Genomic DNA, 24,823 nt, shown 5'->3' on the forward strand with positions numbered 1-24,823 from the left:
GGTTCCAGCCGCCTCGGTCGACCTCGGGTCAGGTCCAGTACAGAACCTGGGCCGCAGGGAGGTGGCTGCTAATTGCTTCTTCAAAGAAGGCGCGCATGTCCCTCATGACATCGGGCGTGTACACGTACTTGACCGTATTGAACTTAGTCGTCTTACGCGCTCGCTTGGCTTCGTCCATGTCCAGGTCGGAGCCGGGATACCACCCGGTCAGCACGCTCTTTGACCCCGGCGTGAAGCGATGCGTGATCAGCTCCACCGTTAGGTCAAGATCCGGAACGTCGGCGATCTGCTGCGCAGCCTCCTGCAGAAGAGCGCTGTAAGCGTCCCGCCAGCCTTCCACCGGCATGATGGGAGCAATCGTCAGTCCCACCCGGTACCCTGCAAGAGCCACCTGGCGCATAGCCCGAAGCCGGGCTGCAACAGGCGCCGTGCCACCCTCGAAACGCGCCACCGGCTGGGCATTGACTGAGAAGCGGATCCGGGTGTGTCGTTGATGCGAGAGAGTGAGCAGGGGCTGGACCGCATCGTACTTGGTCGTAAAGCGCAGCTGCGCCGGAGACTGCCAGGAGCCAAAATGCGCAATTGTCGACGCCAGGGAGCCTGTCAGGTGCTCGATGCCCAGGGGATCCGTGTAGCATGACGCCTCAAAGGTCGTTCCTTCATGCGCCCTGTCGGTTGAGCGGGATGTCACGCCGCCTCTGCCTATAAAGTCTGTCAGGCTGTCGAGGATTTCTGGCAGATTGGCATAGACCCGCGTGACCGGCGGACCAGCAAGGGAGCCTGCGAGATAGCAGTACTGGCAGTGAGCTGGGCAACCCTCCGCAAGGTCCACGCGCCAGTCCGCACTGGGTGGGATCGGTTGCAGGCGACGCTTGCTGGGAGGCGCAACCACAACAGCAAGGGTCGCTTTGGCGTTCACATAGGCCTGCCGGCTATTCTCGCCGGAAAGGCCCGTCAGGCGATTGCTCTTGAGCTCAACAATCTCGGACCCAAGAGCGGCGGCCCGCTCCAGAATGGCCCGCCCATGTTCCCACTCCAGCGCAGCCGGAGTCACGAGCACACGCTTCGGCCGCCAGAGCCTCGATGACGTCTGACCGGTTCGTGGTTTAGGACTGGGTGCGGCAGCTCTCACGGGTTCGGTCAGCACGACAACATGCCTCTGACGGAAGTCCGCTGGTCAGCGGACTCGGGTGCTTTGGGATAGATGTGGCATTCGCAAGACAGGCTAAAGGCGACTTGGAGCCGCCCGCCTTGCTGACTTCTTATGTGTGTCTTGGAGCAGCCGATTGTAAGCAAAGAGGGAAGACAACGCCGATGTGTCACATGCTGAACCGAAGGTTTAGCTATGCGTTGGTGCTCATCTTCCATGTGATCTCGGCACGCAGGCGATGAGCAATCCCGACTTGAAGCCCCTCCACCAACAGGTGATCGTGATCACTGGCGCATCCAGCGGCATCGGCCTGGTAACGGCGCGGATGGCTGCAAAAGCGGGAGCCGGTGTGCTGCTTGTCGCCCGCAACGAGGAGGCTTTGCGCCGGATTGCAGAGGAACTGCAGGCGGACGGTGCCCGCGTTGACTATGTTGCCGCTGACGTCAGCTATAGGGAGGACCATGAGCGCACCGTTCGAGCGGCCATTGAGCGCTTCGGCGGCTTTGACAGCTGGGTGAACAATGCTTCCGTAGGAACAGCCGGCGAGCTGGACAAAGTCACGCTTGAGGATCATCGCCGGGTCTTCGAGGTCAACTACTGGGGCGTGGTATACGGCTCCCTCGAAGCGGCCAAGCATCTCCGCCGACGGGGTGGAGCCATTATCAACATCGGCAGCGTGCTGGGCGAGCGCACCGTTGTTCTTCAGGGCCCCTACTGCGCGACCAAGCACGCGGTCCGGGCCTTCACGACAGGGCTCCGGATGGAGCTTGAGCGGGAAGGCGCGCCTGTCTCCATCACCCACATTAAGCCGAGCTCCATCGACACGCCCTTTCCCGAGCATGCCCGCAACTACCTCGAGACCGGCGTCCAGGTTCCGCCGCCTATCTATTCCCCTACCCTCGTTGCAAAGGCGATCCTCTTTGCTTGTCAGACCCCGCGGCGCGAGTTGACCGTCGGCTTTGGCGGCAAGATGGCTCCGCTAATGGGCAGGCTGTTCCCGCGCTTGACCGACCGGCTGATGGAGGCTGTCGGGTACTGGGTCCAAGAGACTAGAAACCCGGAGATTCCTGCACGCCGGGACAATCTTTATAGCCCCCGCGAGGATGGAGCCGAGCGCAGCAGCCTGGGGTACCCGGTTGTTCTCAAGAACAGCCCCTATCTGCAAGCTCAAATGTATCCGGCCGCGACAGCAGCGATCCTCGGCGGCTTGGCGATTGGGCTTGCTGCGGTAAGCAGAGCACGCCGGTAACACGGCAATCAGCAGGAAATGCTCAGGCCAGCCTTCCCGCTGCGCCTGCGCGCTCAGGAAGCATCGGGGCCGCAGTTCCCAGGGAAGCGATGAAATCTCCTGCTAATATATGGGCTGCCGCAGGATTTGTGGCGAAGTCGACCTTATCTGTGTCAACCTCAACCACTTTCAGGCCGGGAGCCTCTGATCGCACCTGTTCCAGCCGGCGGTCGATGGCTGCGCACAGGTCAGCGAGATAGGCACGTTCAATGCCTGTTTCCTGGCTCCTGCCGCGGAGTGCGATCCGCTGTATCTGAGTATCAGGGGTGCATCGCAGATGAACCACAAGCGAAGGATGACCCACACGGTCGATAAGACGATGATAGACAGCCTCTATAGCATCTGCATCAGCCGGCGAGCAGCCGATGTCCGTGTAGGATAGATCCTGGAAGAGGGCGAAGTCACAGACGATCAAGTCCTCGCTCTTGCCTGCGGCATCCCGGATGAGATCGGCATGCGAGAGAAGGAAGCTAATGTTCTTCTCAAATCCATAGACCTGAGGAGCCGCGTAGAACTTGCTGAAAAAGGGCACGTTGAGCACGTCCTCGTGCACCACCTGCGAGCTCCAAGCCTTAGCCAGAACACGGGCAAGTGTTGTCTTGCCGGCACCGATGCCGCCAACGATTTCTAATCGCGTCATGGAGCAACCTCAGCCGCGGACCAAAGGTACGTAGAAGCTTGGGAATGGTCAGCGGGTTTTGTTCGCAACCCACCGATTCTCAGCACGTGCAACCTCTACACTGTGATCGCCGGCGGCCCCGCTCTCGTCGTTGATGGCGCCGATCCGATGCCGGTAGGATAGCTCACCGCCCAGCCAGCCCGTCACCCCCAGCAAGGCAACCGTGACAAACGACAGAACCAAGCCCCAGCCCTGTACCCCTGCCACTGGATCGTTCCAGCGCAGGCTTAGGTTGATGATGGCAAGGGTCAGGGCAACGACATTGCCTCCGGCATGGACCCAAGCGCTTGTGAGGCTGCGCACCCGGTCGATGGTGGAGAAGTCGATCATGCCCGGAATGGCCGCGACTGCACCCGTGACAACGCCGGCCAGAAGCAGCCAGAACGACACATCAGCCCAAAACACGTTGTTGGTGGCTCGGAACGCTATGTCGGTCACCAGAGCGCCGATCAGGGATGCAATCGGGAAAGGGATCAGCATCGGATGGATCGGGTGACGAAAGACGGCGGCTGTGCTCTCGACGCCGTGCCGGTGATAGGTGCCCATGGGAGGTCTCCAGAACTCGCCGCATTACCAATCCACGCCTGAGGTGGATGTTCCGGAGCACCCCAGGACACGATGGAGGCTCACCAGGAGCGCACGGCGCGAATACCGGAAGACCCGCCGCTTGAGTTTAAGGCCGAGGCAACGGCTATTCCAACGGGAACGAACTCCGGCCCACACTGCTCGTTGGAGTGGGTGTCCCTTTGCGGGTGAGATGCCGTGAGTGCCGAAAACCTGATTCCAGCTGTTCAGCAAACCTTCCGCACGGCTGTGGGCAGGTTTAGGGCTGATGCTCCCGTGCTGATCCTCGGGCACAATGATGCGGATGGTCTGTCGGCTAGTGCCCTGCTGGCGCGGGCGCTCGGTCAGCAGGCTCATCCCGTTCGGGTCCGGATCTTGGGACGGGGGGAGAACCCTTGGTCCGATACAATGCGCACCGAACTGTCTAACGCTCCAGTCGGCGGCTTGATCGTCGCCGATCTGGGAGTGCGCAAGGGCGGGATCCTGGCGGGAGCCGAAACCGTGGTGATCGACCACCACGTCCCCACTGGCATCCCTGGATCGGCAACCGTGATCTCGGGCTTCCACATGGACCCGGTGCCCACGTCCAGCTTGCTGGCCTACTGGTGCGTCGCTGCATTGGCCGAGATTGACGATCTGCTCTGGATCGCTGCGCTTGGCATCATCGGCGACATGGCCGAGAAAGCGGGCTTCGGGGAAATGGAGGACGCGCGCAAGCGCTACGGGATCACCGCCCTGCGGGAGGCAACCACCCTGCTCAATGCGCCGCGACGCAGCGCCAGCGGAGATGCAAAGCCTGCATTAGAACTCCTTATGAAGGCTGGTGGTCCTAAGGAGATTCTCTCCGGCGAGCACCCGGAGACTGCCCTTCTCCAAGCCGCCCGTGAGGAGGTCAAGCGGGAGCTTGAGGCCGCCAAGCGCGTGCCTCCGAAGGTGAAGGGCAATGTGGCGCTGATCTGGTTCCACTCGCCATGCCAGATCCATCCGCTGGTGGCGCAAGCCTGGCGCGGTCGCCTCAGGAACAACATCGTCCTTGCCGTCAACACGGGCTATCGGCCGGGTTGGATCCACTTTGCCGCCCGCACGGCTCTCGACCTCGATCTGATTGCCTTCTTGCTCAACCATGCTCCTCCAGGGGCTGACGAGAACTACGGCAACGGTCATAGGCAGGCCACAGGCGGCGCGCTGCGCCCTGAGGCCTGGAACATGTTTGCTGCAAAGCTCGGCTTCGGCCCCGACGTGATGGTGCAGCCATGAGCACCCGGCCTGCCCGCCTCGGCTTTCCGGTCAAAATCATGGGGCAGCCTGACCTCAAGAGCAACGATGCCCGGCGCTCCGGCAGCAATCCGCATCTGAAGGTCTCGCTCGAATACCTCGACGCGATCCTCGATTACCTGGACCGGCACCAGATCCGGATGTACCGGATGTCGTCGGATATCGCGCCCTACGCCACCCACCCGGACATGCCGCAGTTCCACAGCATGGTGCGGGACAGCGCTGCCGAGCTGCAGGCGTTCGGAGCGAAAGCCAAGCGTCTAGACGTCCGCCTCTCCTTCCATCCCTCGCAGTTTGTGGTGCTCAACAGCCCTGACCCGAAGCTGGTGGAAAAGAGCACCTGGGACCTCCTGTCCCAAGCCGAGATGCTGGACCTGATGGAGCTCGGCCCGGAAGCGGTGCTGGTAATCCACGTCGGTGGGATGTACGGCGACCGGCAGGCCAGTGCCGCACGCTGGGTGGAGACCTGGAAGACCCTTCCCGAACCGGTTCGCCGGCGGCTTGTGCTGGAGCATGACGATATCCGCTTCAGCGCGGCCGACATCCTCTGGATCCACGAGCACACGGGTGTGAGGCTGGTCTTCGACCATCAGCACTTCTGGTGCCTGAACCCGGAAGGGCTGGAGTTGCGGCCGACGGTCGAGGCCATTCTCAGGAGCTGGCCAGCGGGTGAGCAACCTAAGATCCACTTCTCGTCACCCCGTACAGAACTCCGTCAGGTCAAGCGCACGGACCGCAAGACCCGCAAGAGCACGATGGTGAACGTCGCGCCCGTGTGGACGGGACATGCGGACTTCTGCAATCCGTTCGAGTTCATCACTTTCATGAGGGCGGTGGATGGTCTTGAGTTCGACGTGATGCTTGAGGCCAAGGTGAAGGATCTGGCGCTCATCCGGCTGCGTCCGGATCTGTTGCGCTACGCTCCTGATGTAGCGGCGCGTTTTGGTCTTAACACAGCGGAAGCAGCACTCCTGGAGCAGGAGGAAGCAGCCTTGCTGGAGACCGAGCCCAATGGAGGTGCTTAGACCGCACATCTAGCGGCCTGACAGGCTGAAATCCCGCCTGCGAATGACCATATAGATCAGCGAATCCTCTTAAATGACTCCGTATCGGACCTGTGCCTAGGCATCGGGGGAGCGGACTGGTGGAATCTTGTATGGCCCTGCCGAAGCAGTTGATCGACATTGAGCGGATCTACCTTGAGCCGGCCGTGAAAACCTACACTCGTGGCCAGGAAATCCTCGCCAAGTACCCGGATGCCGAGCGCCTCTACGTCGACTCGCACTGGACGATTCCGTCCCTTCACGGAAACGAGGGCAATGCCGAGGATTGGCTCAGGATCAAGCGCAGCAGCCTAGTGCTCGGCGTCAAGAAGGGACTTACCATGCGTCCGAACGGCCGCAGCGCCCATTTCATTGCCCCTTCGACATCGAACGGCTGTGCCATGGCTTGTGCCTATTGCTATGTTCCGCGCCGCAAGGGCTATGCCAACCCGATCTCGATCTTCGTCAACATCGAGGAAGCATGCGCGGCCACTGAGCGACATACGGCACGGCAGGGCATCCTTCCCGCGCCCGACCAGATCGATCCACAGCACTGGGTCTATGACATTGGCGAGAATGGCGATCTCTCGGTCGATGCATCGATTTGCGACAATGTCCGAGATCTGGTCGGCCTGTTCCGGCGCCTGCCCAATGCCAAGTGCTCGTTCGCGACCAAGTACGTGAACCGGGATCTGCTGTCGTACGATCCGCAGGGCAAGAGCCGCATTCGCTTCTCGCTGATGCCCGAGAGGATCGCCAAGGTCGTTGATGTGCGCACCTCCCCTATCGCCGAGCGCATTGCAGCGGTGAATGATTTTGTGCGCGCAGGCTATGAGGTTCACCTGAACTTCTCGCCCGTGATCGTCTACGAAGGTTGGGAGCAGGATTATCAGCCGCTGTTCGAGCAGATTAATGACGTGCTCTCACAGGAAGCGAAGGAGCAGCTGCGGGCGGAGATCATCTTCCTCACGCATAATGAGCAGTTGCACGAGGTGAACCTGCGCTGGCACCCGAAGGCCGAGGAGTACCTGTGGCGTCCTGACCTGCAGCAGGTCAAGCGCTCAGAGGGCGGCATGCTGAACCTGCGCTACAAGGTAGCCTGGAAGCAGCAATGGCTTACGCGCTTTCAGGATTTGTTGGCGGACAAGCTCCCCTACTGTGGAGTTCGTTACGCATTCTGAAGGCAACTGTGACCTAGGTGCATGAAGCGAAAGCCGCTGGATCGAGGCAAAGCCCACAGAAGCGGCTTTGGGACCAAGTGTATCTTTCCGGCGGAGACCGGCGCACTAACTCCCTTGTTGGGGTGGGCACTAGCTTACCCTGAGGACACGTGCAACCAGCCCAATGAGCCCTCATGCCCATCCCAGGTCTTCCCGGTGATCTCCCTGACGCAGCCCGGCGCTACGCCGACGCTCTCCCCAAGGGGCGGTATACCGCGTTTCCTCTCACCTCGCTTGACCAAACCGGCGTTGCATTCTGGGAAGTTGCGCTGTTCCTGGACAATAATGCTTCGGATTTCCCCGGAGCCATGCCCTCGGAGTATGGGTACGGTACCACGGACGGAGAGGCCCTGATCGACGCGACTGCCGAGATGGCGGAGATGATCTGTCCGACCTTGCGGCTTGTCGGCGAGAAGTCGGGAAGGACTGCAGCCCACAAACCTGGTGAACTCAAGAAAGCGTCAGGGTCTTTCCACCCAAGCCGCCGGCAGAGCTACGCTGGAGTGGGGATGCCCACGCGGCCGATGAACTATGGGCGTACCCTTGATGAGGGCGATCATGGAAGCATGGGGGCAACAAAGGCAAAGTTGTCGGTCACGGGTGTCTTAGGCAGGACGTGTGGGCCCAAGCGCTACTTCCGAGAAGCGCCAGTTTGATAGCATCAACGTACCTGATGTTGTGGCTACGCCAGTGACCCAATTTAATCCGCAGGTGTCTGGGCGCTGAAGGCAGGTTTTCAACAGTAACTGTCAAATGCTGACGTTCTGCTCGAACACTCAATCTGAGCGGGGGCGCCGGCCTACATGCCGTTGAGCGGTGCGGACGACGCATCTCAAAGCACAGATCACCTGCCGCATGACCTATTTGGGAAAGCCCGGCGCCCGTTCCTCCGCTGCCAGGTGTCGCAAGACGTCCATGAACTCGGCGAACCTCTGCTGCCCGACGCCGTCAGCCCATTCTGCCTGTAGTTCACGTAGGCAGCCAAAGATCGTCTCACCCACCTGCCAGCCGCGCTCCGTCAGGTAGACCAGGCGCCGATCACTGCCCTTTGCGGCGCGTCTTTCGAGGTATCCGAGTGCTTCGACTTGAGCGATCAGGTAGTTGGTGGCCTGCGGTGTCATCCCCATGCGCCTTGCCAGGTCCGCCGGCCTGACCCCGTCAGGCAGGGGGTAAGTGAATACGGCAAGATGCGCCTCCTGCAGATCGTCAAAACCAGCAGCTCGAACAGCGTCTTGGATCCGGTCGCGCACGCGCCGCCAGCACTGGCGCAGCAAGGCTCCCACGAACGGAGGGCCATTGTGCTCGCCCGCCCCGGGTCCCTTCGTGTGTTCAAACGCACTTGCACTCATTATAAAGCCGCTTTATGTTGGCAGACATAAAGTCACTTTACATCAGAGGAGCGCTTTATGGAAGGCAGCAGCAGCAAGACTGTCCGGATTGGCGACCTGGATCTGCGGTTCCTGATCGACGAAACGCAAGGCTCAGGTGACCTCGTCATGTTTGAATTCACCGTTCCGCCACAAGCTCGGGTGCCAGCGCCGCACTTCCACCGCGACGTGGACGAGGCCGTGTATGGGTTGGAAGGAACCCTCACGATGACCTTGGACGGAGACAGGCGCGAATTGCGCCCCGGTGAGGTCATCTTCATCCCGCGCGGGAGCGTGCACCACCACGAGAACCTGCATGAGCAGGCCGCACGGGCACTGGTGGTCCTGACACCGGGCTCAATCGGGCGGCGCTACTTTGAGGAGATTGCTGCGGCGGTGAACGTTCCAGGCAAGCCCGACTTGGCGCAGGTCAAGGAGATCATGCTTCGGCATGGCCTCATCCCTGCCTGAGCACGTTCCCACCGATGACTGTGTTGCCCTTGGTGCCTTAGCTCGGTCGCCTTATGCCAAGGGCGCATGGACAGTACAGCGGAGGCCATCCGGCTTGAAGCTGATCTGGGCCGTGCCCCCGAGGTCATGCGCCAAGCTGCGCTCAATCAGGCGTGTGCCAAAGCCACGTTGCTTGGGCACCTGAACAGGTGGCCCACCTTTCTCCGCCCACTCAAGATGTAGACAGGGCTGCCCGTCTTTTTGCTCGACCTTCCATGCGATCTGGACCTGACCCGTCAGATTTGACAGCGCACCGTATTTCACCGCGTTAGTCGCCAGCTCCTGCAATGCCATCGCCAGCGCCAGAGCCATGCGAGGTGAGAGCCGCACCTTAGGCCCTTTCACATGCAGCCGGTCCTTGCCCGAACTGCTGTAGGGCTCAGCCGCCTGGCCGATGATCTCGCGAAGCCCCGCTCCCTCCCAGTTCTCCCGCGTCAGCACGTCATGCGCACGGGAAAGAGCCAGCAGCCGGCCTTCGAGAGCTTCTTTTGCGCTGCCCGCCGTCACGGCAGTGCGCAGGGTCTGCACGGTAATTGACTGCACACTGGCCAACGTGTTCTTCACCCGTGGTTCAGCTCGTTGATCAGCAGCTTTTGGTGCTCCTCGGCTCGCTTACGTGCACTGATGTCGCGGGTTACACCTAGATGTGCGGTGGAGCCGTCCGGCATCGTTAGCGGGACTGCATGTGTCTCCATGTGCCGACGCGTGCCCTTCAGGCCGATGATGTCAAACTCCCAACTCAGGCTCTCACCATTGCAAACACGCGCGTGGTTGGCTCTCCATTCCTGCCGGAACTCGGGAGCAATGACATCCAGCACGCTGGCGCCTTTCAGCATGGCAGGATCAGCAATCTCCAGCATGGCAAGGCCAGCCGGGTTCATCTCCAGGACCTTGCCGTCAGCTGCGACCAGCTTCACGCATTCCGGCGTCGCCTCGATGATTGCCCGGTGCCGCGCCTCACTCTTGCGAAGGGCCTCCTCGATCTTCTTGAGGTCACTGATGTCGCGCGAGATCGAGAGGATCTTCTCGACCTTGCCATCAGGCCCGGTGATCGGCGTGACAGCCACATCCCACCATTTGAGAGTGCCCTTGAAGGTCGGCGTCGGCCCCTGGAAGCGGGCCATACCGCCGGCAAGAGCGGTCTCGACAGCCTCACGCGCCTTGGGATGCTCAGGACCGTACCAGAAGCTGCGCCAGTCACAACCCTGAATGGCCCCGAAGTCGTCTACCTCCATGACCTCCATGCCGCCCGCGCTCATGAATTGGAGCCGGCCGTTGGTGTCGAGCACCTTGATGCAGTCGCTGGAGCTCTCCAGGATACGCCGGTTGAACTCCTCGCTTTCCCGCAGCGCCTGTTCAGCTTGGACCTGCTCGGTGACATCGTAGCCCTCACCAAAGATACCGGTAACATGGCCGGAAGCATCGGTGATAGGCTGATAAACGAAGTTGAGAAACCGCTGCTCGGCCGCTCCACTCGGCACCTGCTGAAGGGAGATCGGGATTGCGTTCGCGATAAAGGCTTTTCCAGTCCGGTAGACCTCATCCAGCAACTCGATAAAGCCTTGCTCCACGAGCTCCGGCAGCGCCTCCCGCGCTTGCATTCCGAGCACCTCGCGGTGACCGATCAGTTGCTGATAGGATGAATTCACAAGCTCGAAGACGTGATCGGGCCCTCGGACTATCGCCATGAAGCTTGGCGCTTGCTGGAACAGTTGCTGCAGGCGCTCACGCTCAGCCATGGCTCGGCGTTCAGCAAGAACCTTGCCCGTCGTCTCAACAGCGGCGCAGAACATCCCCGCGACTTGGCCGCTTTCATCGCGGATGGGCGTGTAGGAGAAGCTGAACCAGGCATCTTCCCTGCGGCCGTGCCGCTCCATGGGAATGAGGAGATCCTCGAACCAGCTCGCCTGTCCGGAGAGTGTCTGCTCGACGATGGGGCCGATCTGCCCCCAGATATCGGCCCACACCTCAGCAAAGGGACGGCCAAGAGCGCCAGGATGCCTGACACCGAAGATCGGCGCATACTCGTCGTTGTAGAGGAAAGCGAGCTCAGGCCCCCAGGCGACAAACATCGCCTGCTTGGCATTGAGCATCAGCTCGACATAGTTCCGCAGGGACTGGGGCCAATGTGCTGGCTCCCCCAGCGGCGATGTGGACCAATCGTGCGCCCGCATGCGGGCGCCCATGTGTCCACCACCTTGAAGCAAGTCATGCATGGTCGGCAGCTGTTTGGCCGGGAAGTTTATCAGCATGGTGCGCGCTCTACGGCACCACGCCTGAGCGGCTGCTCAACCTGACGCTCGCGCTCGTCCAGCAGCCGCAGGGCGGCTCTCACGACCTCGCTGGCGCTACGATAACGGCCCGAGGCGACCTTGCTGTCAATAAGGAACTCCAGCTCAGGAGTGAGCGAAACGTTGCGGGTTTTGCGGATGGTCATAAAGTATCATCAAGCGGGGATGGGACCCGTAACAACCTTTGACACACGACTTAGTTCCACAGGCAAATTGGCCAGAAACCCGAGCCCTGCGAGATCAAGCATCGGCGCTTGTTTAGAAGGTGTTTGCCTACTTCTAGTTCCTAACGTGAGCACATGAGTTAGAGAGCCTGCTATTCCTCTTGAAGTTTTACGGATATGGCTGAATTCATTTCATCTGGGGCGTTTCAACGTGCGCAACATTGCGGAGATCCTGAGCGGGAAACGGGCACTTTTGTGGCTCGTCGTTGCTTGGGCGGTACTTTGTATCGGCATTGGCCTAATCGGGTTTGGCACCTTGCGCCAGACAAAGCGCCAGATGGCCGACGAGGCGGCAGCCAATGCGGAGCGGGTTTCCCGCCTGTTGCTCGCAAACTTTGAGCGTACATCGGACTCAGTTGACGGGTTCCTGAAGAACTTCGCAACAGGGTTTTCCCCGCAGTCGACCCCAAGCGAGCTTTTCGAGCGGCTTCGCAGCCTTAACCTGCCGAGTGCAATTGTGCAGCTGACCGTTGTCAGCCCTGACGGACGAGCGCTGGTGAACAATCTCACCCCTGAGCCCGAGCGCGTTGATGTCTCCGACCGGATGCATATCCGTGTCCATCGCGAGAACCGGGTGGACGGCCTCTATATCAGCCCCCCAGTTTTGGGACGCATCTCGAATCTCTGGACGATCCAATTCACGCGAGCGGTTCGCGATGGCGAGGGCAATCTCCAGGCCATCCTGGTGGCCTCCTATGACCTGAGAGACTTCACCTCGTTCTATGGCGGCCTCAACATCGGCGGACAAGGCATGGTCGCGCTGGCGGGCCTTGACGGCATCGTGCGCGTCCGCAGCGCGGCAGAGGCGAGCTATGCGCAGGACCTTTCCGCATTGCCCCGGTTCCAAAAGATCGTTGCGGAGCGGAACGGCCGCTTCGACGACCTCAGCGCCATCGATAATGTCGCACGCGTCGGCTATTTCACCACGTCGGAGCGCTACCCGTTTCTCACGATGGTGGCCTTCGATCAGGCTTACCTGGATCGCCGCTTGGCGGCCGTGAGATTGCCCATCATTGCCTCCTTACTTGGCTTGGCCTTGGTGCTGACACTTGCCATGGTGGCGGCGGTCTGGGTTGTGCGACGCGAGGCAGCGGCCACAGCACGCCTCCACCATACGCAGCGCCTGGAGGCCCTGGGCCGCCTGACCGGTGGCATCGCCCACGACTTCAACAATCTGCTCACCATCATTATGGGCAGCCTCGACATGCTGCGCCAGGCCAGGGAGGACCGGCGTGCGCGCTACATTGATAATGCTGTTTTTGCCGGCGAACGCGCCAAGGCCCTCACGCACCAGCTTCTCGCCTTCAGCCGCCGTCAAACGCTTTCGCCTGCCGTTACAGACCTCAACCGCTTGGTTGTCGAGATCGGAGGGATGCTGACCCACTCCCTTCGCGACGACATCGCTGTGGAATTGGACCTCAGCCCACAGCTGTGGCCCGTGAAGATCGATGCGGATCAGTTCCATGTCGCTCTCATCAACCTTGCCGTGAATGCCCGTGACGCCATGCCAAACGGCGGCGTGCTGCGCATCCAGAGCCAAAATCATCCTGCCACGGACGAGGTTTGCCTCACGGTGAGCGATACCGGCACGGGCATGAGCCAGGACATCGCCGCCCGGGTGTTCGAGCCCTTTTTCACGACTAAGGAGATGGGCAAGGGAACGGGGCTGGGGCTGGCACAGGTGTATGGCTTTGTTCATCAATCAGGAGGCAAGCTGAAGCTTGATACGACTCCCGGAACAGGCACTGCGGTATCACTGCTATTCCCACGTTCATGCGAGCCAATGCAGGCTGTGATTGCCGAGAACGACGAGTTGCCCTCCCTGCCTGCGGGATTGAACGTCCTCGTTGTCGATGACAATCCCGATATTTCGGCCTTGGCTACCAATGCTCTTGAGGAGCAAGGCTGCATAGTAAAGCAAGCACACTCTGCGACGGAGGCGATGTCAATTCTGCGCAAAGCGTCCTTTGACGTGTTGCTGTCGGATATTGTGATGCCCGGCGAGATGGATGGGATTAGCCTGGCAAGGCTTGCCAAGGCTGCTTCGCCCGATCTGATCGTTATCCTCATGACTGGATACAGCGAAAGACTGGAAGGTGGCGAAGTCGTCGAGAGCGAGCTTCTGCTTAAGCCGTTTGCCTCGCGTGAGCTGACGGCCGCATTGCAGCGGGCTTTGGGGCACTTGCCAACGACAGGCAAGATGTAAAAGCAGGATAAAATCAGCCTGAGTCTGTGGGACTTATCTCTGGTTGTCTAACCTCCGAAGCGTGAAGTAGCCAAGAACGAGGGCGCGCAAGAGTTACTTGCACATGGCAGGCTCCTCCTCACCGCCGTCCTGACATGTCACAGAATTCATCGGCTAAACAAAACTGCCGTTGGCGCGTTATTAAGGCTCAGTTAGTCGTTTGTTCTTGCTCGTGAGAGGGATCATGCTTCCGGACGGGCGACGTATTCTCCCAGCGGCCAAGAGCTTGCCGCGGGATCATCGTGCCAACCGTTTCATTGCCGCGCTGGAACCAGGCGACTTTGCGATCCTGGAGCCGTACCTTGAGGTTGTGGATCTGCCGCGAGGCCGGGTGCTCTACGATACCGGTGACACCATCCGGCACGCCTATTTCCCACACGATGCCATCATCTCCCTGGTTGGAGCGATGGAGGATGGCCGTCTGGTTGAGGTGGCGCTGTTTGGCCGTGAGGGCTTCTGCGGGTATCTGGGCCATCTGATCAATGACGAAGCTTTCGGGCGCTACGTGGTACAAATTCCCGGCTCTGGCTCGCGGGTCGAGCTCAGACACCTGCACGAGGCGATCAGATCGCGCTCCACTCTTCGTCGGCAGGTGTTCGGATACAGCGACGCCCTGCTCGCGCAGGCGTTCCAGACGGTGGCCTGCAACGCCATTCATTCCGTCGAGGCCCGGTGCTGCCGATGGCTTCTCAGCACGCATGACCGGGTGGATCATGATGCCCTACCCCTCACTCATGAGTTTCTGGCCGAGATGCTAGGTGTGCAGCGTTCCACGGTCAGCGCCATCCTGCGTACTCTTCAGGCGACCGGTCTGATTACCCAGCAGCGAGGTGGCATCGTGGTGACAGACCGACTTGGCCTCGAGCAGGCAGCCTGCGAGTGCTATAGCAGGATCCGCTATCACTTTGAGAAGCTGCTGCCCGGAACCTATGCTCCCCCTGATCACAATGAGCTGACCCCATCCACCCAGCCGGTGCTACCGGCGTCTGCTATGGCCAAACCTCGAAGGTGAGGTCGCGCCAGAGTTGCTCCCCTGTCAGGGAGTGAGGCAGCAGGTATCGTGCAACCGGAGCAACTATTTTCATTCTTGGATGTGAGCCGGCTCTCATTACTCCGAGCCTTAAGTGGCAGCGGCAGGGTTGATGGCGTCCTCAGCCAACTCAGAGAGGATCTGGTCGGTGTTCTCTTCTTCAACCAGGGTTTCCTGGATGAGACCTTCGGCCTCTGTGAGGCCAAGCTGCTTGGCCCAGGCCAACAGGGTGCCGTAGCGGGTAATCTCGTAATGCTCCACCGCTTGGGCTGCTGCGATCAGCCCAGCATCCAGGGCCTCGCCGTCCCTGAACTCCTGAAGGATCTCCTGCCCTTCCTCAATGATGCCCTGAATGGCCCTGCATTCGACCGCCGTAGGCTTCTCGCCCAGCATCTGAAAAACCTGCTCCAAGCGTTTCACCTGCCCTTCGGTTTCCTTCAGGTGGACAGCGAAAGCGCCCTTGAGCTCTTCAGCCTGAGCGGCCTCTGCCAGCTGCGGTAGCGCTTTGAGAATGGCGTTCTCGGCAAAGTAGGTGTCCTTGAGCTGGTGCAAAAAGAGAGCTTTCAGATCCTTCTCGGACATTCCTGTTCTCCTGCTGGGTTGAGCCACGACCCGGGTAACCTCCCTGAGCACCGTAGCGTTCCAGGAAATCTTCGTTCGGAGCTTGCGCCGACGACTCCGCTCGGGGGGAAGCTAGATTTCGAGTAGATGAAAGCCGGGAAATCGGTCGAAGTCGGAGGTATTCGGGGCTGTTTCCGCCAAACCGTTCTGTCGCTTGGACGAGACCTCCGAGCCGACGCTTGCAGACGCGATCCAAGCTTCAGGATACCGGGTACTCCGGTTCGTTCCGAGCGAGCCTGGGCGCCTCATTTCTTCGCCCAGCTTGTTCGCCCAGGACCGCCGGCATCTGACCAAAACTAGGGAGCCTTGGCATACTACCCTGCCAGCTAGAGTGAAGTTCTGTCCAGCCTGGCCGCTCACATAAAAGGCCGAGTTCAAAGCAGAAGCGGACGTTCATCAAACGTCCGCTTCGTGCCGATAGTCTTGAAAAATCCCGAGGCGCGGCTGCGTCGGTCTATTACTAGGGTCTGTGTGCCAGATCAGGCCCAGCATCCTGCACGTCAAGCACCCGAAAAACAGCACTTGCGGAGTTTCTCAACAAGATCTGCCAGACGGCGATGTTACTGGCCTCGGCGAGTGAGGCTTCGTCCTATGGTGGCGTCCCCTCGTGACCCCGACGAGTTGACGCGACTGGAGAAGGCACCGTTGTCCGCTCGATGAGTCAGAGCTTGCAGCCGGGATTGGGCCCTTCCTGAACCGGAGCAGTTGCTAGAGGTGAAAACACCTCTATCTCACGGCTGACGCCCGCAAGAGCATGCCAGCCCAAACTCCCAAGCTGCTCCTTCAAGTGCCCTGCAACAGCCTCTGACAGGACGAGGGGAACATCGAGCGTCTTGCAGAGCGTCTCCAGGCGCGCGACCTCGTTGACCGTCGACCCCATGACTGTGAAATCAAGCCGCTGCGCCGAGCCCACATTGCCATACATGACGGTGCCGGCATGAAGCGCAATCCCGCAGCGGATCTGCGCTCTTCCTGCCGCAGCCTGCTCAGCATTGATGCTTTCCAGCCTTGCGAGAGCATCACGCCCAGCTGCAAACGCCAGTTCGCAGGCCTCCACCTCCGTGAGGGCGTCGTCCCCGAAGGGAAACATGGCAAGCACGCCATCCCCGATGAACTTCAGAACCTCGCCACCATGCGCGATGACCGCATCAACAACGCAGTCATAGTAGCTGTCGAGTGTGGAAAGGTACGTGTCAAGCGCGCTGGTCTCCGCCAGGGCGGTCGAGCCGCGCAGATCGCTATGCCAGACAACGGCCCTGATGATCTGACCTTGCCCGCGCCGCACATGCCCGAGCAGCACATTTCGGCCAGAGGTTGGCCCAAGATAGGCCCCTAGGAGGGTCTCGGCCATCTCCAGGATCGCCCCAACCTTAATCGCAACCGAGATCGGCACCGCGAGGTCGCGGAACAGGGCGATGTCACTCCTGTTGAACCCGCCCTCCTGGGTTGTGCCAAATGAGCCAGTGACCCCCTCGTGCATGATCAACCCGTCCGGCAGATCAGGCCAGACCGTCCGATCCGCGCAGGTACCGAACGGCTCGAAGAAGGCGAAGTAATCCTTATAGCCGAGGCTCCTGAGACGATCCAGGAAAGGAAATGGCAGCACAACGTTAGGATCATCCAAGCGATACCGCATTTCACGAGTTCCGGTCGCCTGCATGTTCAGAAACGGCGAAGGAAGGCGCAGAATGTCAATCCGAACGACAGCCTGCCGTTCGGCTGTTCGTGTACTGCGGGTCCACGTGAAGTTCATCCCGTCGAACTGCGGGTGGAACACGAGGTAACCGACCACTGATCGGTCGAGGTTGATCCCTGCGTTCAGGAGTTGCTCACACAAGCCCTCCAGAACTTTGCCAGAGCCCATTCCCCTCAGCCCCTGCTGATGAAGCCAGGCAATGATCGGAGCAGCCCTGCCCATGCTGCAGCCTCCTGCGTTCGATATTGTGGCACGCAGAGCCCTCGCAAGCCAGGTGAGGATTCTGAACTGCAGCCTTTTGAGATGGCCGCCCCAGACTCTCCATTGGCCAGCGTGTGAATTGAACTTCCGAGGGTCCGGGTCAGGTCAGGAAGGAAAGTACAACAATCATCGCGAAGGTGTGCATACTGCTTCCTCTCGGACCTTCATAACCGGGGATCGAAGGTAGCCGACCGCCAGGGCAATTCAGGCCAAGGATAGCGACGGACATATCTTCCAAACTACCGCTCCTTGCGTGGATTTCAATGCAGAACGCTCGTTGAGGTGGCCTCCTCACGAGTGCTACACAGGGCGTCCATCTGGTGCCGCTAAGTCCTTGTTGTTTCAGGGCTTCGGGTAGCTTTCCGCGGAGTCTCCCCCTCTCCGCCAATTTTCTTCTCTCAGCTGTTGATTTAGCTCAACTTATCTGCATTTCATCAACTCGGTCCCAACAGAGGCCCCCGAGCAGACCCGCGAGACTGTGGGGCGCTGGTTGGAGAAGAAGGACCGGCACAGGGGCGAGCCGCTGTTGCCAAGCCGGACCAATCGAGGGAGGCCCATGACGACGCGCCAATACGCCCGCCTGCTGGCATCCTGGCTTCGCGCGATTGGCCTTGATCCCCTCGCCTACGGCACCCATTCCCTACGACGTACCAGGGCCTCAATGATCTACCGACGAACAGGCAACCTCCGGGCCGTCCAGCTCCTGCTGGGTCACACCAAGATCGAGAGTACCGTGCGGTATCTCGGCATTGATGTCGACGATGCCCTTCTGACTACGGAGCAGGTTGAGATCTAAACGCCAAGGCGGCCCGCCGACGGGCCGCCTCAAGGCCTTCTGCCTGCGACAATCCAAGACGCCTATCCTGGTGGAATTTCCCGACCAAGCCGGCAGCGTGCATTCAACGGAAGTGGCAGAGCAATCGATCAAGGATCACTCATGCAGCACCGTTGAAGCCGCGCTAGGCTGGGCGTATGGTGAGTTGGGCTGGGTATTCGCGGATGAGGCCGGGCGCCCAATCGGGTCCTCCGGCAGGGAGGAAGCGATGCCAGCGAAAACCAACTTGTGGGCGGTGGCCTTGGGTCTCGTGCTCTGCCCAGCATATGGACAGGCCCAGCATGATCACGGCCGCGCGCAGAGCGCGTCCCCAGGCGCGGCGACCCTCGGCGAAGTTCATTTCCCCGTCAGTTGCACGCCCGAGGCGCAGGCCGCCTTCGACGAGGCGATGAAGCTTCAGCACTCGTTCTGGTACCAAGCCGCCGGCGAAGCCTTCCGGCGGGTGCGCGAGCGCGATCCGACCTGCGTTATGGCTTACTGGGGCGAGGCCATGGCCCTCTTGGTGAATCCCTTCACCGTCACCACCGCCACCAACCTCCGGCAGGGGCGCGCTGTGCTTGAGGAGGCGCGGCGGATCGGTGCCCGGAGCGAGCGCGAGGCTGGCTTCATCGCCGCCCTTTCCGAGCTTTACGGCAGCGACGACCCGGCGACGCATCGAGCCCGTCTGGAGCGCTATGAGCAGGCGATGAGCGGGTTGTACGGACGCTTTCCCGACGACCTAGAGGTCGGCATCCATTACGCCCTCGCTCTGGCAATGGCCGCACCCCCGACGGACAAGACCTACGCGCGCCAGTTTCGCGCCGCCGAGATCCTGGAGCGGGCGTGGGCGCGGCAGCCGCAGCATCCTGGCATCGCCCATTACTTGATCCACACCTATGACACGCCGGCACTCGCGGCGCGCGGTGTGGCGGCAGCCGAGCGCTACGCCGAGATTGCAGCGGACGCCCCGCATGCGCTGCACATGCCCTCCCACATCTTCACCCGGATCGGGCGCTGGGAGGACTCGATCGAGACCAACCGCCGCTCCGCCGAGACGGCGCGGGCGCAGAAGGCCGTGTTCGACGAGGTTCATGCGCTGGACTACATGGTCTACGGCTATCTCCAGACCGGACAGATTGAGGCGGCACAGCGCGTGATCACCGACTTGGGGCGCTTTGCATCGTGGAGCGCGCCGGCGCCGATCTTTGCGTGGGCCCTGACGGTGATGCCGGCCCGTTTTGCCCTCGAGCGCGGGGCATGGGAGGAGGCGGCGGCTCTCACCCCAGGCCAGCAAACGGCACCGCTGGTTGTCGCAAACACGCACTTCGCTCGTGCCGTGGGCGCGGCTCGGGCTGGGCGCCCGGATGCGGCGGCTGCTGACATTGAGGCATTGAAGACTGCGGCTGCGGCTCTTCGCGGCAGCGATGCCTATTGGGCGGAGCAGACGGAGATCCTGCGCCTCGCTGCCGAAGCGTGGGTTGCCTTTGCACGAACCCAGCATGATCAGGCGGTCACGACAATGCGGGAGGCGGCCGAGCGCGAGGGGCGGACGGACAAGCATCCAGTGACGCCTGGACCACTCGTTCCCGCCCGCGAGCAACTGGGGGAGATGCTGCTGATGATGGGCCGCTACGCCGAGGCGCAGCGCGAGTACGAGGCCGTCCAGATGACGGAGCCTGGTCGCTTTCGCGCCATCTATGGCGCTGCGCGGGCCGCTGAGTTGGACGGCGCTGGTGAGGCGGCGCGCCGGCATTATGCGCGCCTGCTTGAGGTTACGGCACGAGCTCAGCCAGGCTTAGCCGAGGTTGAACATGCTCGTGCCTTCCTGAGCCGCTGAAGAAAAGTGGTCGAATATCAGAGATGGTCGAAGTGTAACGAAGAGCCGATCGAACGAAGGTCCGTTTAACGCGCGACCGCGGAACTTGGGACAAGGTCGGCCTCGTGCCAATAGGAGACCTCCCCGGATAGCACATCCGCTCATGCTGAGCGGGAGATTGCCGCAGCGGATTCTATGGGATACGTCCTGCTTCCTAAAAATTCCGCGCACCATGAAAGAAGAAGGCCCGACAAAAGTGCAGTCTCTCTGAGTGGGCTTGATGGGAAACCGATTATCGAGCGATCAAGCGAACTTCAATCCCGCTGGCAACTGCTGAATGTCAGTATGTAACGTCCGAATCTCTGACGAGTATTTCGTTCCTAGGTCGATGGTCGTTCCATCGTCGAACGTCAGCAGCGCTGTGCCAATCGCGCCTTTCAGCTTAATGCTGTCATCACTGCCGGCAAACCTGAGGTGCACGCTCCCGTCCGATTCAACTAGGCTCACATCGTTAGCGCTATAGCCATGGATCTTGATCGTGTTCTTCTCTCCACTGAATGGGCCAAGACCAATGCTGTCGTTCCCGTCACCCTTGTTGAAGATCGCGGTGCCGCCATCAATGGAGACCTGATCATCGCCCAGACCACCTGAGATCACGGCACCCTTACTGCCACCCGACCACAGGCGATCATCGCCACTGCCACCGTCCACCGTGGCAGCGCGGGAGATATAAACGAGGTCGTCACCGCTACCACCGTTCACATAGCCGCCCCAAAGGGAGTCGATTTTGTCGTCTCCAGAACCGAGATCGATGTGGCCCGATGAAAAGGAGCGGACATGGTCGTCACCGCTCCCAGCATCAATCAGGGCATAACGCGAGGCCCAGGCGGTGATGGTATCATCACCGCTGCCGCCCGAGACATATGCATGCTGCGCGAACCGGACATCGATCGTGTCATCACCCGAGCCGCCGTCAACAGTCACATGGTGCCCCCCAAGCGTAGCAAGAACGTCATCTCCGTCGCCTCCGGAGATACTGGCGCGATCCCACGCAGACACGGTCACGCGGTCGTTGCCGGATCCTCCATTGACGACCACGTTCGGGGCATGGACATCGATCGTGTCATCGCCATCGCCGCCATCGACGCTCACTTGGCCCCGGCCGCGGGAAATGATCGAGATCAGGTCGTCACCTTTGCTGCCCTCAACCTCGACATTCAACTTGAAGAGGATGTTCAAAAGCTCAAGTGACAGGGCTTTCGACCGCATCGAAATTGTGATCGAACTCGAAGGTGCCGATGCGTTGGAGACCGACGACGTGGTCGATGGGGTGGACGTTGGGACCGCAACGGGGACACTCTGCGATGACGCGGAGCCGATCTTCATGGCCAAACCTCACGACTGCCCCTGCGAGCAACAATCATTGCGCCGCGGAGGCGAACACGGTCAGAGGCGTCATGCCTTGGACTATGATCCTACGCTAGCAAAACTTACCGCTACGTAAACCTCGGTTTGGTTCTGATTGCCCCCTCAGGTCTAAGCACGATGGGCTTGGCCAAATCCCTTTCCGGCAGCTACGGGTTAGCCCAGCGAGAAAAGCCGGCAGTAGTGAAGCCTCGTCCCGCACAATCCGGAGCATGTCCATGGTGATGAGACTACCGACGATCAGCCGTCGCACGATGCTAGGCGCCACGCTTGCGGCTGCCGTGCCGCGTCTGGCTCACGGTCAGAGCGGCAGGGATCCGGCAAGCCAGAAGCCGACCGATGTGAGGATCAAGCTGACCTTCGGTGGTCGAACCATGATGGCTACACTCTACGACAACCCGTCGGCACGGGATCTAGCCACGCTTCTCCCCCTGGACCTCACCATAGAGGACTACGGCAACAACGAGAGGATCGCCTACCTGCCGCGCAAGCTCACGGAGGATGGCAGCGGCCCCTTCGGCAACGAGCGGCCGGGCGATCTCTGCTACTTCAAGCCCTGGGGGCAACCCGGCCATGTTCTACGCCGATTACCGGTGGGACGGCCTGATCCGGCTCGGCCGCTTCGATGGCAGCTTCGAGCCGCTGCGGGTGCGCGGCAAGTTCCCGCTGCGCATTGAGCGCATCCGATAGGAACCGAGCCCCTGCGTTTCCGGAACGTCCGCTTCGACGAGGATTCCATATTCTGGCCTTAGCCTCCCCATTGCCGTTTCCGCTGGCACCGTGCAAGGCCCTTGTCGGAATGCTATCAGGTTCAGATCCTGATCTTCTTGGATCAGCAGAGTGAGCATATGTCTGACTTGGCAACCCGGATTGTCGGCTTTGTGTCCAGGATCTCGGATGGGCTTCGATCGCTTTGGTCTCTTGGGCACTCCCAGGGTCGTCTTCAGGCGAGCATTCGACAGGCAGAGCTCGAAGGCCTCCAGTTCGCCTTCTACGCCCGGCTGATCGCGATCATCGTTGTTTCCGTGTGGCTGGCTTGGCTCGTCCCGTGGCCACGGGACCTCTATTACGGTGCCTACGCCTTTGGGTTCTTCCTCCTGGGCTTCATCCCGTACCGCCTGCGACACCATCCTCATAGCGAGACGATCAAGCTTGGCTTCATCGTCCTCGACGTGACCTTGGTGACGGCCGCGATCCTGGTCCCGCCGCCAGCCAGTCTCGGCAACGACTGGCCGCTTCAGACCCGCCTGCGCGGGCAGGAATTCCTCTACGTTCTCCTTCTCCTCGGAGAGGCTGCGCTCACCTACTCTCCAAGGCGGGTGCTCTGGACGGGGTTGTCGATCCTCGTCATCTGGTCGATCGGCGTCTTCAAGATCTACTCCCAGCCGGACACACTGCGGTTCAATGATGCGGCTGCGGAGGGAGCACTTACGTCAGCCGTGGCCCTGGATATCTCCTTCAAGCCTGCCTTTGTCGGTCTGACGGCATGGTATACCCAGCTTGTTGCAACCTCCCTGTTCACCCTGCTCATCACCCTCGCCGTCTGGCGCAGCAGACGGACCTTGCTGAACCAGGTCGAGGCCGAGGTCGTGCGCGCGGACCTCGCACGCTATGTCTCCCCGGACGTGGCCGAGGCCCTCGCCAGCCGCGGCGGGACTGCGTTCGGGGATCCGGCGACACGAACGGTGGCCGTCCTGTTCGCGGACATCGTCGGCTTCACGAAGATCACGGAGCCTCTCTCGCCCGAGCGGACGTTCGCCTTGCTGCGCAGTTTCCAGGAGCGGAGCTGCGCCATCGTCTTCAGGCATGGCGGCACCCTCGACAAGTACCTGGGCGACGGCTTCATGGCGACCTTCGGCTCGATCGGCCTGCAACCGGACGCGCCGGCCCGCGCGCTCGCGTGCGCCTTCGAACTTCAGCAGGAGATCGAGCGCTGGAGTCGTAAGAGGTCCACTCGCGGCGCCAATCCGCTGCGTGTCTCGGTCGGAGTTCACTGTGGCCCGGTGACGGTCGGCAATCTCGGCGGCAGGGAGCGCATCGAGTTTACCGTCGTCGGCGATGTCGTGAACGTGGCGAGCAGGCTCGAGGAGGTGACGCGCGAGATTGGCGGCTCAATCGTCGCGTCTGAGGACTGCATCCGCGCCACAGGAGATCCGGAGTGGCTCACGAGGTCCCAATCCTCCCGCCAAGTTCAACTCCGTGGCAGGCAGCAAGGGCTTTTGGTTCACATCGCCACGTGACAGATGCCAGCAGGCGTGGCCTGTGCGGGCTTGCGCCAGGGTGTCGCGTTCACCCATGAGGGCTGTAGCACTATCTCCCCTCCATCGTTGCCTGGCGGAGACCTGAGATGGCAGTTCGCATTCCCCAGAGCTCGTCGACCGGTCTTCAGCCGGAGACAGGCTGGAGCGTGCTTGATCACGAGCTCCGGGAGCAGAAAGCGCATACGCTTGGCACCTTGAGCGGCCAAGTCGAGCAGGCTCTCGCGGCGTTGCGAGCCTTCGATGCGGAAGCGCACCAACCTGATCGGGACCATCGTCGCCGTGCCTTGCTGGACGATGCAGCAGACCTCGTCTGGGCCTTCATGATCCAGCGGGAGCTATGCGGCCTCCGGAACTGGGAGGCTGTGGTGAGGGACTACAGCATCCCGCGTGAGGTGCTGAACCGTGTCGGGCAGGTCAGGCGCAGGGCTGACTAGCCCACGGTGATCCAGCCCCTCCCACGCGTGGCTTGAGCCGCCTCGATCTGAAGCTCGGGCTTAAAAGGTCTCTTTCGGGTCAAACTTTCACCTTCCGGTCATCCAACGAACGTCGGCTCTCAGGTGCCCAAGCGGACCAAGCTCTTACGTCTCAGGCGGGCCAACAGCGGTCCTTCCCGCCAAAGGCGAGGCCGATGAGGTGACTTCACTCGTCGAAAGGTCTGAAGTTCCTGGCTTGAGGCGATCGTAGCGGAAGGCCTCCGGAATCTTCGCCATAACATCACATAACTCTATTGCTGCCGTCCCACATGGACCTGGTCGACGGGAAAGCGCACCATCCTAGTGACGGGAGGGTGCTGTGAACGAGCCGGATCGCCGTCTGCTCGCAATAGTCTGCGCCGACATCGAGGGCTATTCTCGCCTGATGAGCGAGGACGAGGACGGCACATTCGCTCGCCTACAGGAACTGCTGACCAAGATCGTCTATCCATCCGCGGAACGCCACCGTGGCCGAAATGTCAAGACTATGGATGACGGCTTCCTGGCGGAATTCGGCAGTACTGTCCAAGCTGTCGGCTTTGCTGTGGACGTCCAGCGCTGATGCAAAGA

At 61.0% G+C, this 24,823-nt stretch carries 23 protein-coding genes and 1 pseudogene; 13 read left to right on the forward strand and 11 right to left on the reverse strand.

Annotated elements, in window-relative coordinates:
- Nucleotides 1-28: 28 nt before the first annotated feature.
- Entirely contained in the window at nt 29-1,144 is a 1,116-nt protein-coding gene (locus tag E4K09_RS05400; RefSeq protein ID WP_425293817.1) for a spore photoproduct lyase family protein, read from the reverse strand.
- Nucleotides 1,145-1,388: 244 nt separating this feature from the next.
- Between E4K09_RS05400 and E4K09_RS05405 the strand changes: the two genes are divergently transcribed.
- On the forward strand, nt 1,389-2,399 hold the full coding sequence (locus E4K09_RS05405) for an SDR family oxidoreductase (protein ID WP_134495731.1): 1,011 nt from the start codon (nt 1,389-1,391) through the stop codon (nt 2,397-2,399).
- Between the two features lie 22 nt (nt 2,400-2,421).
- On the opposite strand, the gene E4K09_RS05410 is transcribed toward E4K09_RS05405, so the two are convergent.
- Nucleotides 2,422-3,078, reverse strand: coding sequence for a deoxynucleoside kinase (locus E4K09_RS05410; RefSeq protein ID WP_134495732.1), 657 nt, complete (start codon nt 3,076-3,078; stop codon nt 2,422-2,424).
- A 48-nt stretch (nt 3,079-3,126) separates the two neighbouring features.
- Complete coding sequence (locus E4K09_RS05415; protein ID WP_134495733.1) at nt 3,127-3,663, reverse strand: DUF2231 domain-containing protein; 537 nt, start codon at nt 3,661-3,663, stop codon at nt 3,127-3,129.
- 216 nt (nt 3,664-3,879) lie between these two features.
- Here E4K09_RS05415 and E4K09_RS05420 point away from each other — a divergent pair, with 216 nt between their 5' ends.
- The 3 genes from E4K09_RS05420 to E4K09_RS05430 all read left to right on the forward strand — a co-directional run bounded on the left by E4K09_RS05420 (nt 3,880) and on the right by E4K09_RS05430 (nt 7,180).
- A complete protein-coding gene (locus tag E4K09_RS05420) occupies nt 3,880-4,938 on the forward strand; it encodes a DHH family phosphoesterase (protein WP_244610368.1) in 1,059 nt (352 codons plus the stop codon).
- Nucleotides 4,935-5,981 (forward strand): UV DNA damage repair endonuclease UvsE, encoded by a 1,047-nt coding sequence (gene uvsE, locus E4K09_RS05425; RefSeq protein WP_134495734.1) that lies wholly within the window; start codon nt 4,935-4,937, stop codon nt 5,979-5,981. Before E4K09_RS05420 ends, uvsE begins: the two co-directional genes overlap by 4 nt.
- A 131-nt stretch (nt 5,982-6,112) precedes the next feature.
- Nucleotides 6,113-7,180, forward strand: a complete 1,068-nt coding sequence (locus E4K09_RS05430) for a spore photoproduct lyase family protein (protein WP_134495735.1) — start codon at nt 6,113-6,115, stop codon at nt 7,178-7,180.
- Between the two features lie 899 nt (nt 7,181-8,079).
- Here the strand turns inward: E4K09_RS05430 and E4K09_RS05435 are convergent.
- Nucleotides 8,080-8,502, reverse strand: coding sequence for a MarR family winged helix-turn-helix transcriptional regulator (locus E4K09_RS05435; protein ID WP_342211337.1), 423 nt, complete (start codon nt 8,500-8,502; stop codon nt 8,080-8,082).
- A gap of 123 nt (nt 8,503-8,625) precedes the next feature.
- Between E4K09_RS05435 and E4K09_RS05440 the strand changes: the two genes are divergently transcribed.
- On the forward strand, nt 8,626-9,057 hold the full coding sequence (locus E4K09_RS05440; protein WP_134495737.1) for a cupin domain-containing protein: 432 nt from the start codon (nt 8,626-8,628) through the stop codon (nt 9,055-9,057).
- A gap of 51 nt (nt 9,058-9,108) precedes the next feature.
- Here the strand turns inward: E4K09_RS05440 and E4K09_RS29615 are convergent, their stop codons facing one another.
- The 4 genes from E4K09_RS29615 to E4K09_RS05455 all read right to left on the reverse strand — a co-directional run bounded on the left by E4K09_RS29615 (nt 9,109) and on the right by E4K09_RS05455 (nt 11,533).
- Nucleotides 9,109-9,660 carry a sensor histidine kinase gene (locus E4K09_RS29615; protein ID WP_134495738.1) on the reverse strand — a complete coding sequence of 184 codons (552 nt, stop codon included), beginning with the start codon at nt 9,658-9,660 and terminating at the stop codon, nt 9,109-9,111.
- Complete coding sequence (locus tag E4K09_RS29620; RefSeq protein WP_425293814.1) at nt 9,657-11,189, reverse strand: PAS domain-containing protein; 1,533 nt, start codon at nt 11,187-11,189, stop codon at nt 9,657-9,659. The genes E4K09_RS29615 and E4K09_RS29620 overlap by 4 nt, the downstream gene beginning before the upstream one ends.
- Nucleotides 11,146-11,256, reverse strand: coding sequence for a hypothetical protein (locus E4K09_RS30985; RefSeq protein ID WP_425293815.1), 111 nt, complete (start codon nt 11,254-11,256; stop codon nt 11,146-11,148). Before E4K09_RS30985 ends, E4K09_RS29620 begins: the two co-directional genes overlap by 44 nt.
- 85 nt (nt 11,257-11,341) lie before the next feature.
- On the reverse strand, nt 11,342-11,533 hold the full coding sequence (locus E4K09_RS05455) for a type II toxin-antitoxin system ParD family antitoxin (RefSeq protein WP_134495740.1): 192 nt from the start codon (nt 11,531-11,533) through the stop codon (nt 11,342-11,344).
- Nucleotides 11,534-11,762: 229 nt separating this feature from the next.
- On the opposite strand from E4K09_RS05455, the gene E4K09_RS05460 reads away from it, so the two are divergent.
- The gene (locus tag E4K09_RS05460) at nt 11,763-13,817 is read left to right on the forward strand and encodes a response regulator (protein WP_134495741.1); all 2,055 of its coding nucleotides are present in this window, start codon (nt 11,763-11,765) and stop codon (nt 13,815-13,817) included.
- Between the two features lie 223 nt (nt 13,818-14,040).
- On the forward strand, nt 14,041-14,868 hold the full coding sequence (locus E4K09_RS05465) for a Crp/Fnr family transcriptional regulator (RefSeq protein WP_134495742.1): 828 nt from the start codon (nt 14,041-14,043) through the stop codon (nt 14,866-14,868).
- Between the two features lie 108 nt (nt 14,869-14,976).
- On the opposite strand, the gene E4K09_RS05470 is transcribed toward E4K09_RS05465, so the two are convergent.
- Complete coding sequence (locus tag E4K09_RS05470; RefSeq protein WP_134495743.1) at nt 14,977-15,468, reverse strand: YciE/YciF ferroxidase family protein; 492 nt, start codon at nt 15,466-15,468, stop codon at nt 14,977-14,979.
- A 700-nt stretch (nt 15,469-16,168) separates the two neighbouring features.
- Nucleotides 16,169-17,425, reverse strand: a complete 1,257-nt coding sequence (locus E4K09_RS05475) for an adenylate/guanylate cyclase domain-containing protein (protein WP_134495744.1) — start codon at nt 17,423-17,425, stop codon at nt 16,169-16,171.
- Between the two features lie 472 nt (nt 17,426-17,897).
- Here E4K09_RS05475 and E4K09_RS05480 point away from each other — a divergent pair, with 472 nt between their 5' ends.
- Nucleotides 17,898-18,260, forward strand: a complete 363-nt coding sequence (locus E4K09_RS05480; protein WP_280177448.1) for a tyrosine-type recombinase/integrase — start codon at nt 17,898-17,900, stop codon at nt 18,258-18,260.
- A 247-nt stretch (nt 18,261-18,507) separates the two neighbouring features.
- Nucleotides 18,508-20,115, forward strand: coding sequence for a hypothetical protein (locus E4K09_RS05485; RefSeq protein ID WP_134495746.1), 1,608 nt, complete (start codon nt 18,508-18,510; stop codon nt 20,113-20,115).
- Nucleotides 20,116-20,397: 282 nt separating this feature from the next.
- On the opposite strand, the gene E4K09_RS05490 is transcribed toward E4K09_RS05485, so the two are convergent.
- Nucleotides 20,398-21,480 carry a hypothetical protein gene (locus tag E4K09_RS05490; protein WP_134495747.1) on the reverse strand — a complete coding sequence of 361 codons (1,083 nt, stop codon included), beginning with the start codon at nt 21,478-21,480 and terminating at the stop codon, nt 20,398-20,400.
- Nucleotides 21,481-21,737: 257 nt separating this feature from the next.
- On the opposite strand from E4K09_RS05490, the pseudogene E4K09_RS05495 reads away from it, so the two are divergent.
- The 4 genes and pseudogenes from E4K09_RS05495 to E4K09_RS05510 all read left to right on the forward strand — a co-directional run bounded on the left by E4K09_RS05495 (nt 21,738) and on the right by E4K09_RS05510 (nt 24,815).
- A pseudogene (locus E4K09_RS05495) lies at nt 21,738-22,209 on the forward strand (cyclophilin-like fold protein).
- A gap of 158 nt (nt 22,210-22,367) precedes the next feature.
- A complete protein-coding gene (locus tag E4K09_RS05500; RefSeq protein WP_134495748.1) occupies nt 22,368-23,759 on the forward strand; it encodes an adenylate/guanylate cyclase domain-containing protein in 1,392 nt (463 codons plus the stop codon).
- A 107-nt stretch (nt 23,760-23,866) separates the two neighbouring features.
- Nucleotides 23,867-24,214 carry a DUF6665 family protein gene (locus E4K09_RS05505; RefSeq protein ID WP_134495749.1) on the forward strand — a complete coding sequence of 116 codons (348 nt, stop codon included), beginning with the start codon at nt 23,867-23,869 and terminating at the stop codon, nt 24,212-24,214.
- A gap of 358 nt (nt 24,215-24,572) precedes the next feature.
- Complete coding sequence (locus E4K09_RS05510; RefSeq protein ID WP_134495750.1) at nt 24,573-24,815, forward strand: nucleotidyl cyclase domain-containing protein; 243 nt, start codon at nt 24,573-24,575, stop codon at nt 24,813-24,815.
- Nucleotides 24,816-24,823 lie beyond the last annotated feature (8 nt).

The organism is Microvirga pakistanensis, assembly GCF_004458765.1.
Taxonomy (GTDB): domain Bacteria; phylum Pseudomonadota; class Alphaproteobacteria; order Rhizobiales; family Beijerinckiaceae; genus Microvirga; species Microvirga pakistanensis.

What these genes read in the sequence shown, in the direction of transcription:
- E4K09_RS05405 (WP_134495731.1), top strand. Translation starts at nt 1,389, where the DNA reads ATGAGCAATCCCGACTTGAAGCCCCTCCACCAACAGGTGATCGTGATC.
- E4K09_RS05410 (WP_134495732.1), bottom strand. Translation starts at nt 3,078, where the DNA reads ATGACGCGATTAGAAATCGTTGGCGGCATCGGTGCCGGCAAGACAACA.
- E4K09_RS05415 (WP_134495733.1), bottom strand. Translation starts at nt 3,663, where the DNA reads ATGGGCACCTATCACCGGCACGGCGTCGAGAGCACAGCCGCCGTCTTT.
- uvsE (WP_134495734.1), top strand. Translation starts at nt 4,935, where the DNA reads ATGAGCACCCGGCCTGCCCGCCTCGGCTTTCCGGTCAAAATCATGGGG.
- E4K09_RS05430 (WP_134495735.1), top strand. Translation starts at nt 6,113, where the DNA reads ATGGCCCTGCCGAAGCAGTTGATCGACATTGAGCGGATCTACCTTGAG.
- E4K09_RS05440 (WP_134495737.1), top strand. Translation starts at nt 8,626, where the DNA reads ATGGAAGGCAGCAGCAGCAAGACTGTCCGGATTGGCGACCTGGATCTG.
- E4K09_RS29620 (WP_425293814.1), bottom strand. Translation starts at nt 11,189, where the DNA reads ATGCTCAATGCCAAGCAGGCGATGTTTGTCGCCTGGGGGCCTGAGCTC.
- E4K09_RS05455 (WP_134495740.1), bottom strand. Translation starts at nt 11,533, where the DNA reads ATGACCATCCGCAAAACCCGCAACGTTTCGCTCACTCCTGAGCTGGAG.
- E4K09_RS05465 (WP_134495742.1), top strand. Translation starts at nt 14,041, where the DNA reads ATGCTTCCGGACGGGCGACGTATTCTCCCAGCGGCCAAGAGCTTGCCG.
- E4K09_RS05470 (WP_134495743.1), bottom strand. Translation starts at nt 15,468, where the DNA reads ATGTCCGAGAAGGATCTGAAAGCTCTCTTTTTGCACCAGCTCAAGGAC.
- E4K09_RS05475 (WP_134495744.1), bottom strand. Translation starts at nt 17,425, where the DNA reads ATGGGCAGGGCTGCTCCGATCATTGCCTGGCTTCATCAGCAGGGGCTG.
- E4K09_RS05485 (WP_134495746.1), top strand. Translation starts at nt 18,508, where the DNA reads ATGCCAGCGAAAACCAACTTGTGGGCGGTGGCCTTGGGTCTCGTGCTC.
- E4K09_RS05490 (WP_134495747.1), bottom strand. Translation starts at nt 21,480, where the DNA reads ATGAAGATCGGCTCCGCGTCATCGCAGAGTGTCCCCGTTGCGGTCCCA.
- E4K09_RS05500 (WP_134495748.1), top strand. Translation starts at nt 22,368, where the DNA reads ATGTCTGACTTGGCAACCCGGATTGTCGGCTTTGTGTCCAGGATCTCG.
- E4K09_RS05505 (WP_134495749.1), top strand. Translation starts at nt 23,867, where the DNA reads ATGGCAGTTCGCATTCCCCAGAGCTCGTCGACCGGTCTTCAGCCGGAG.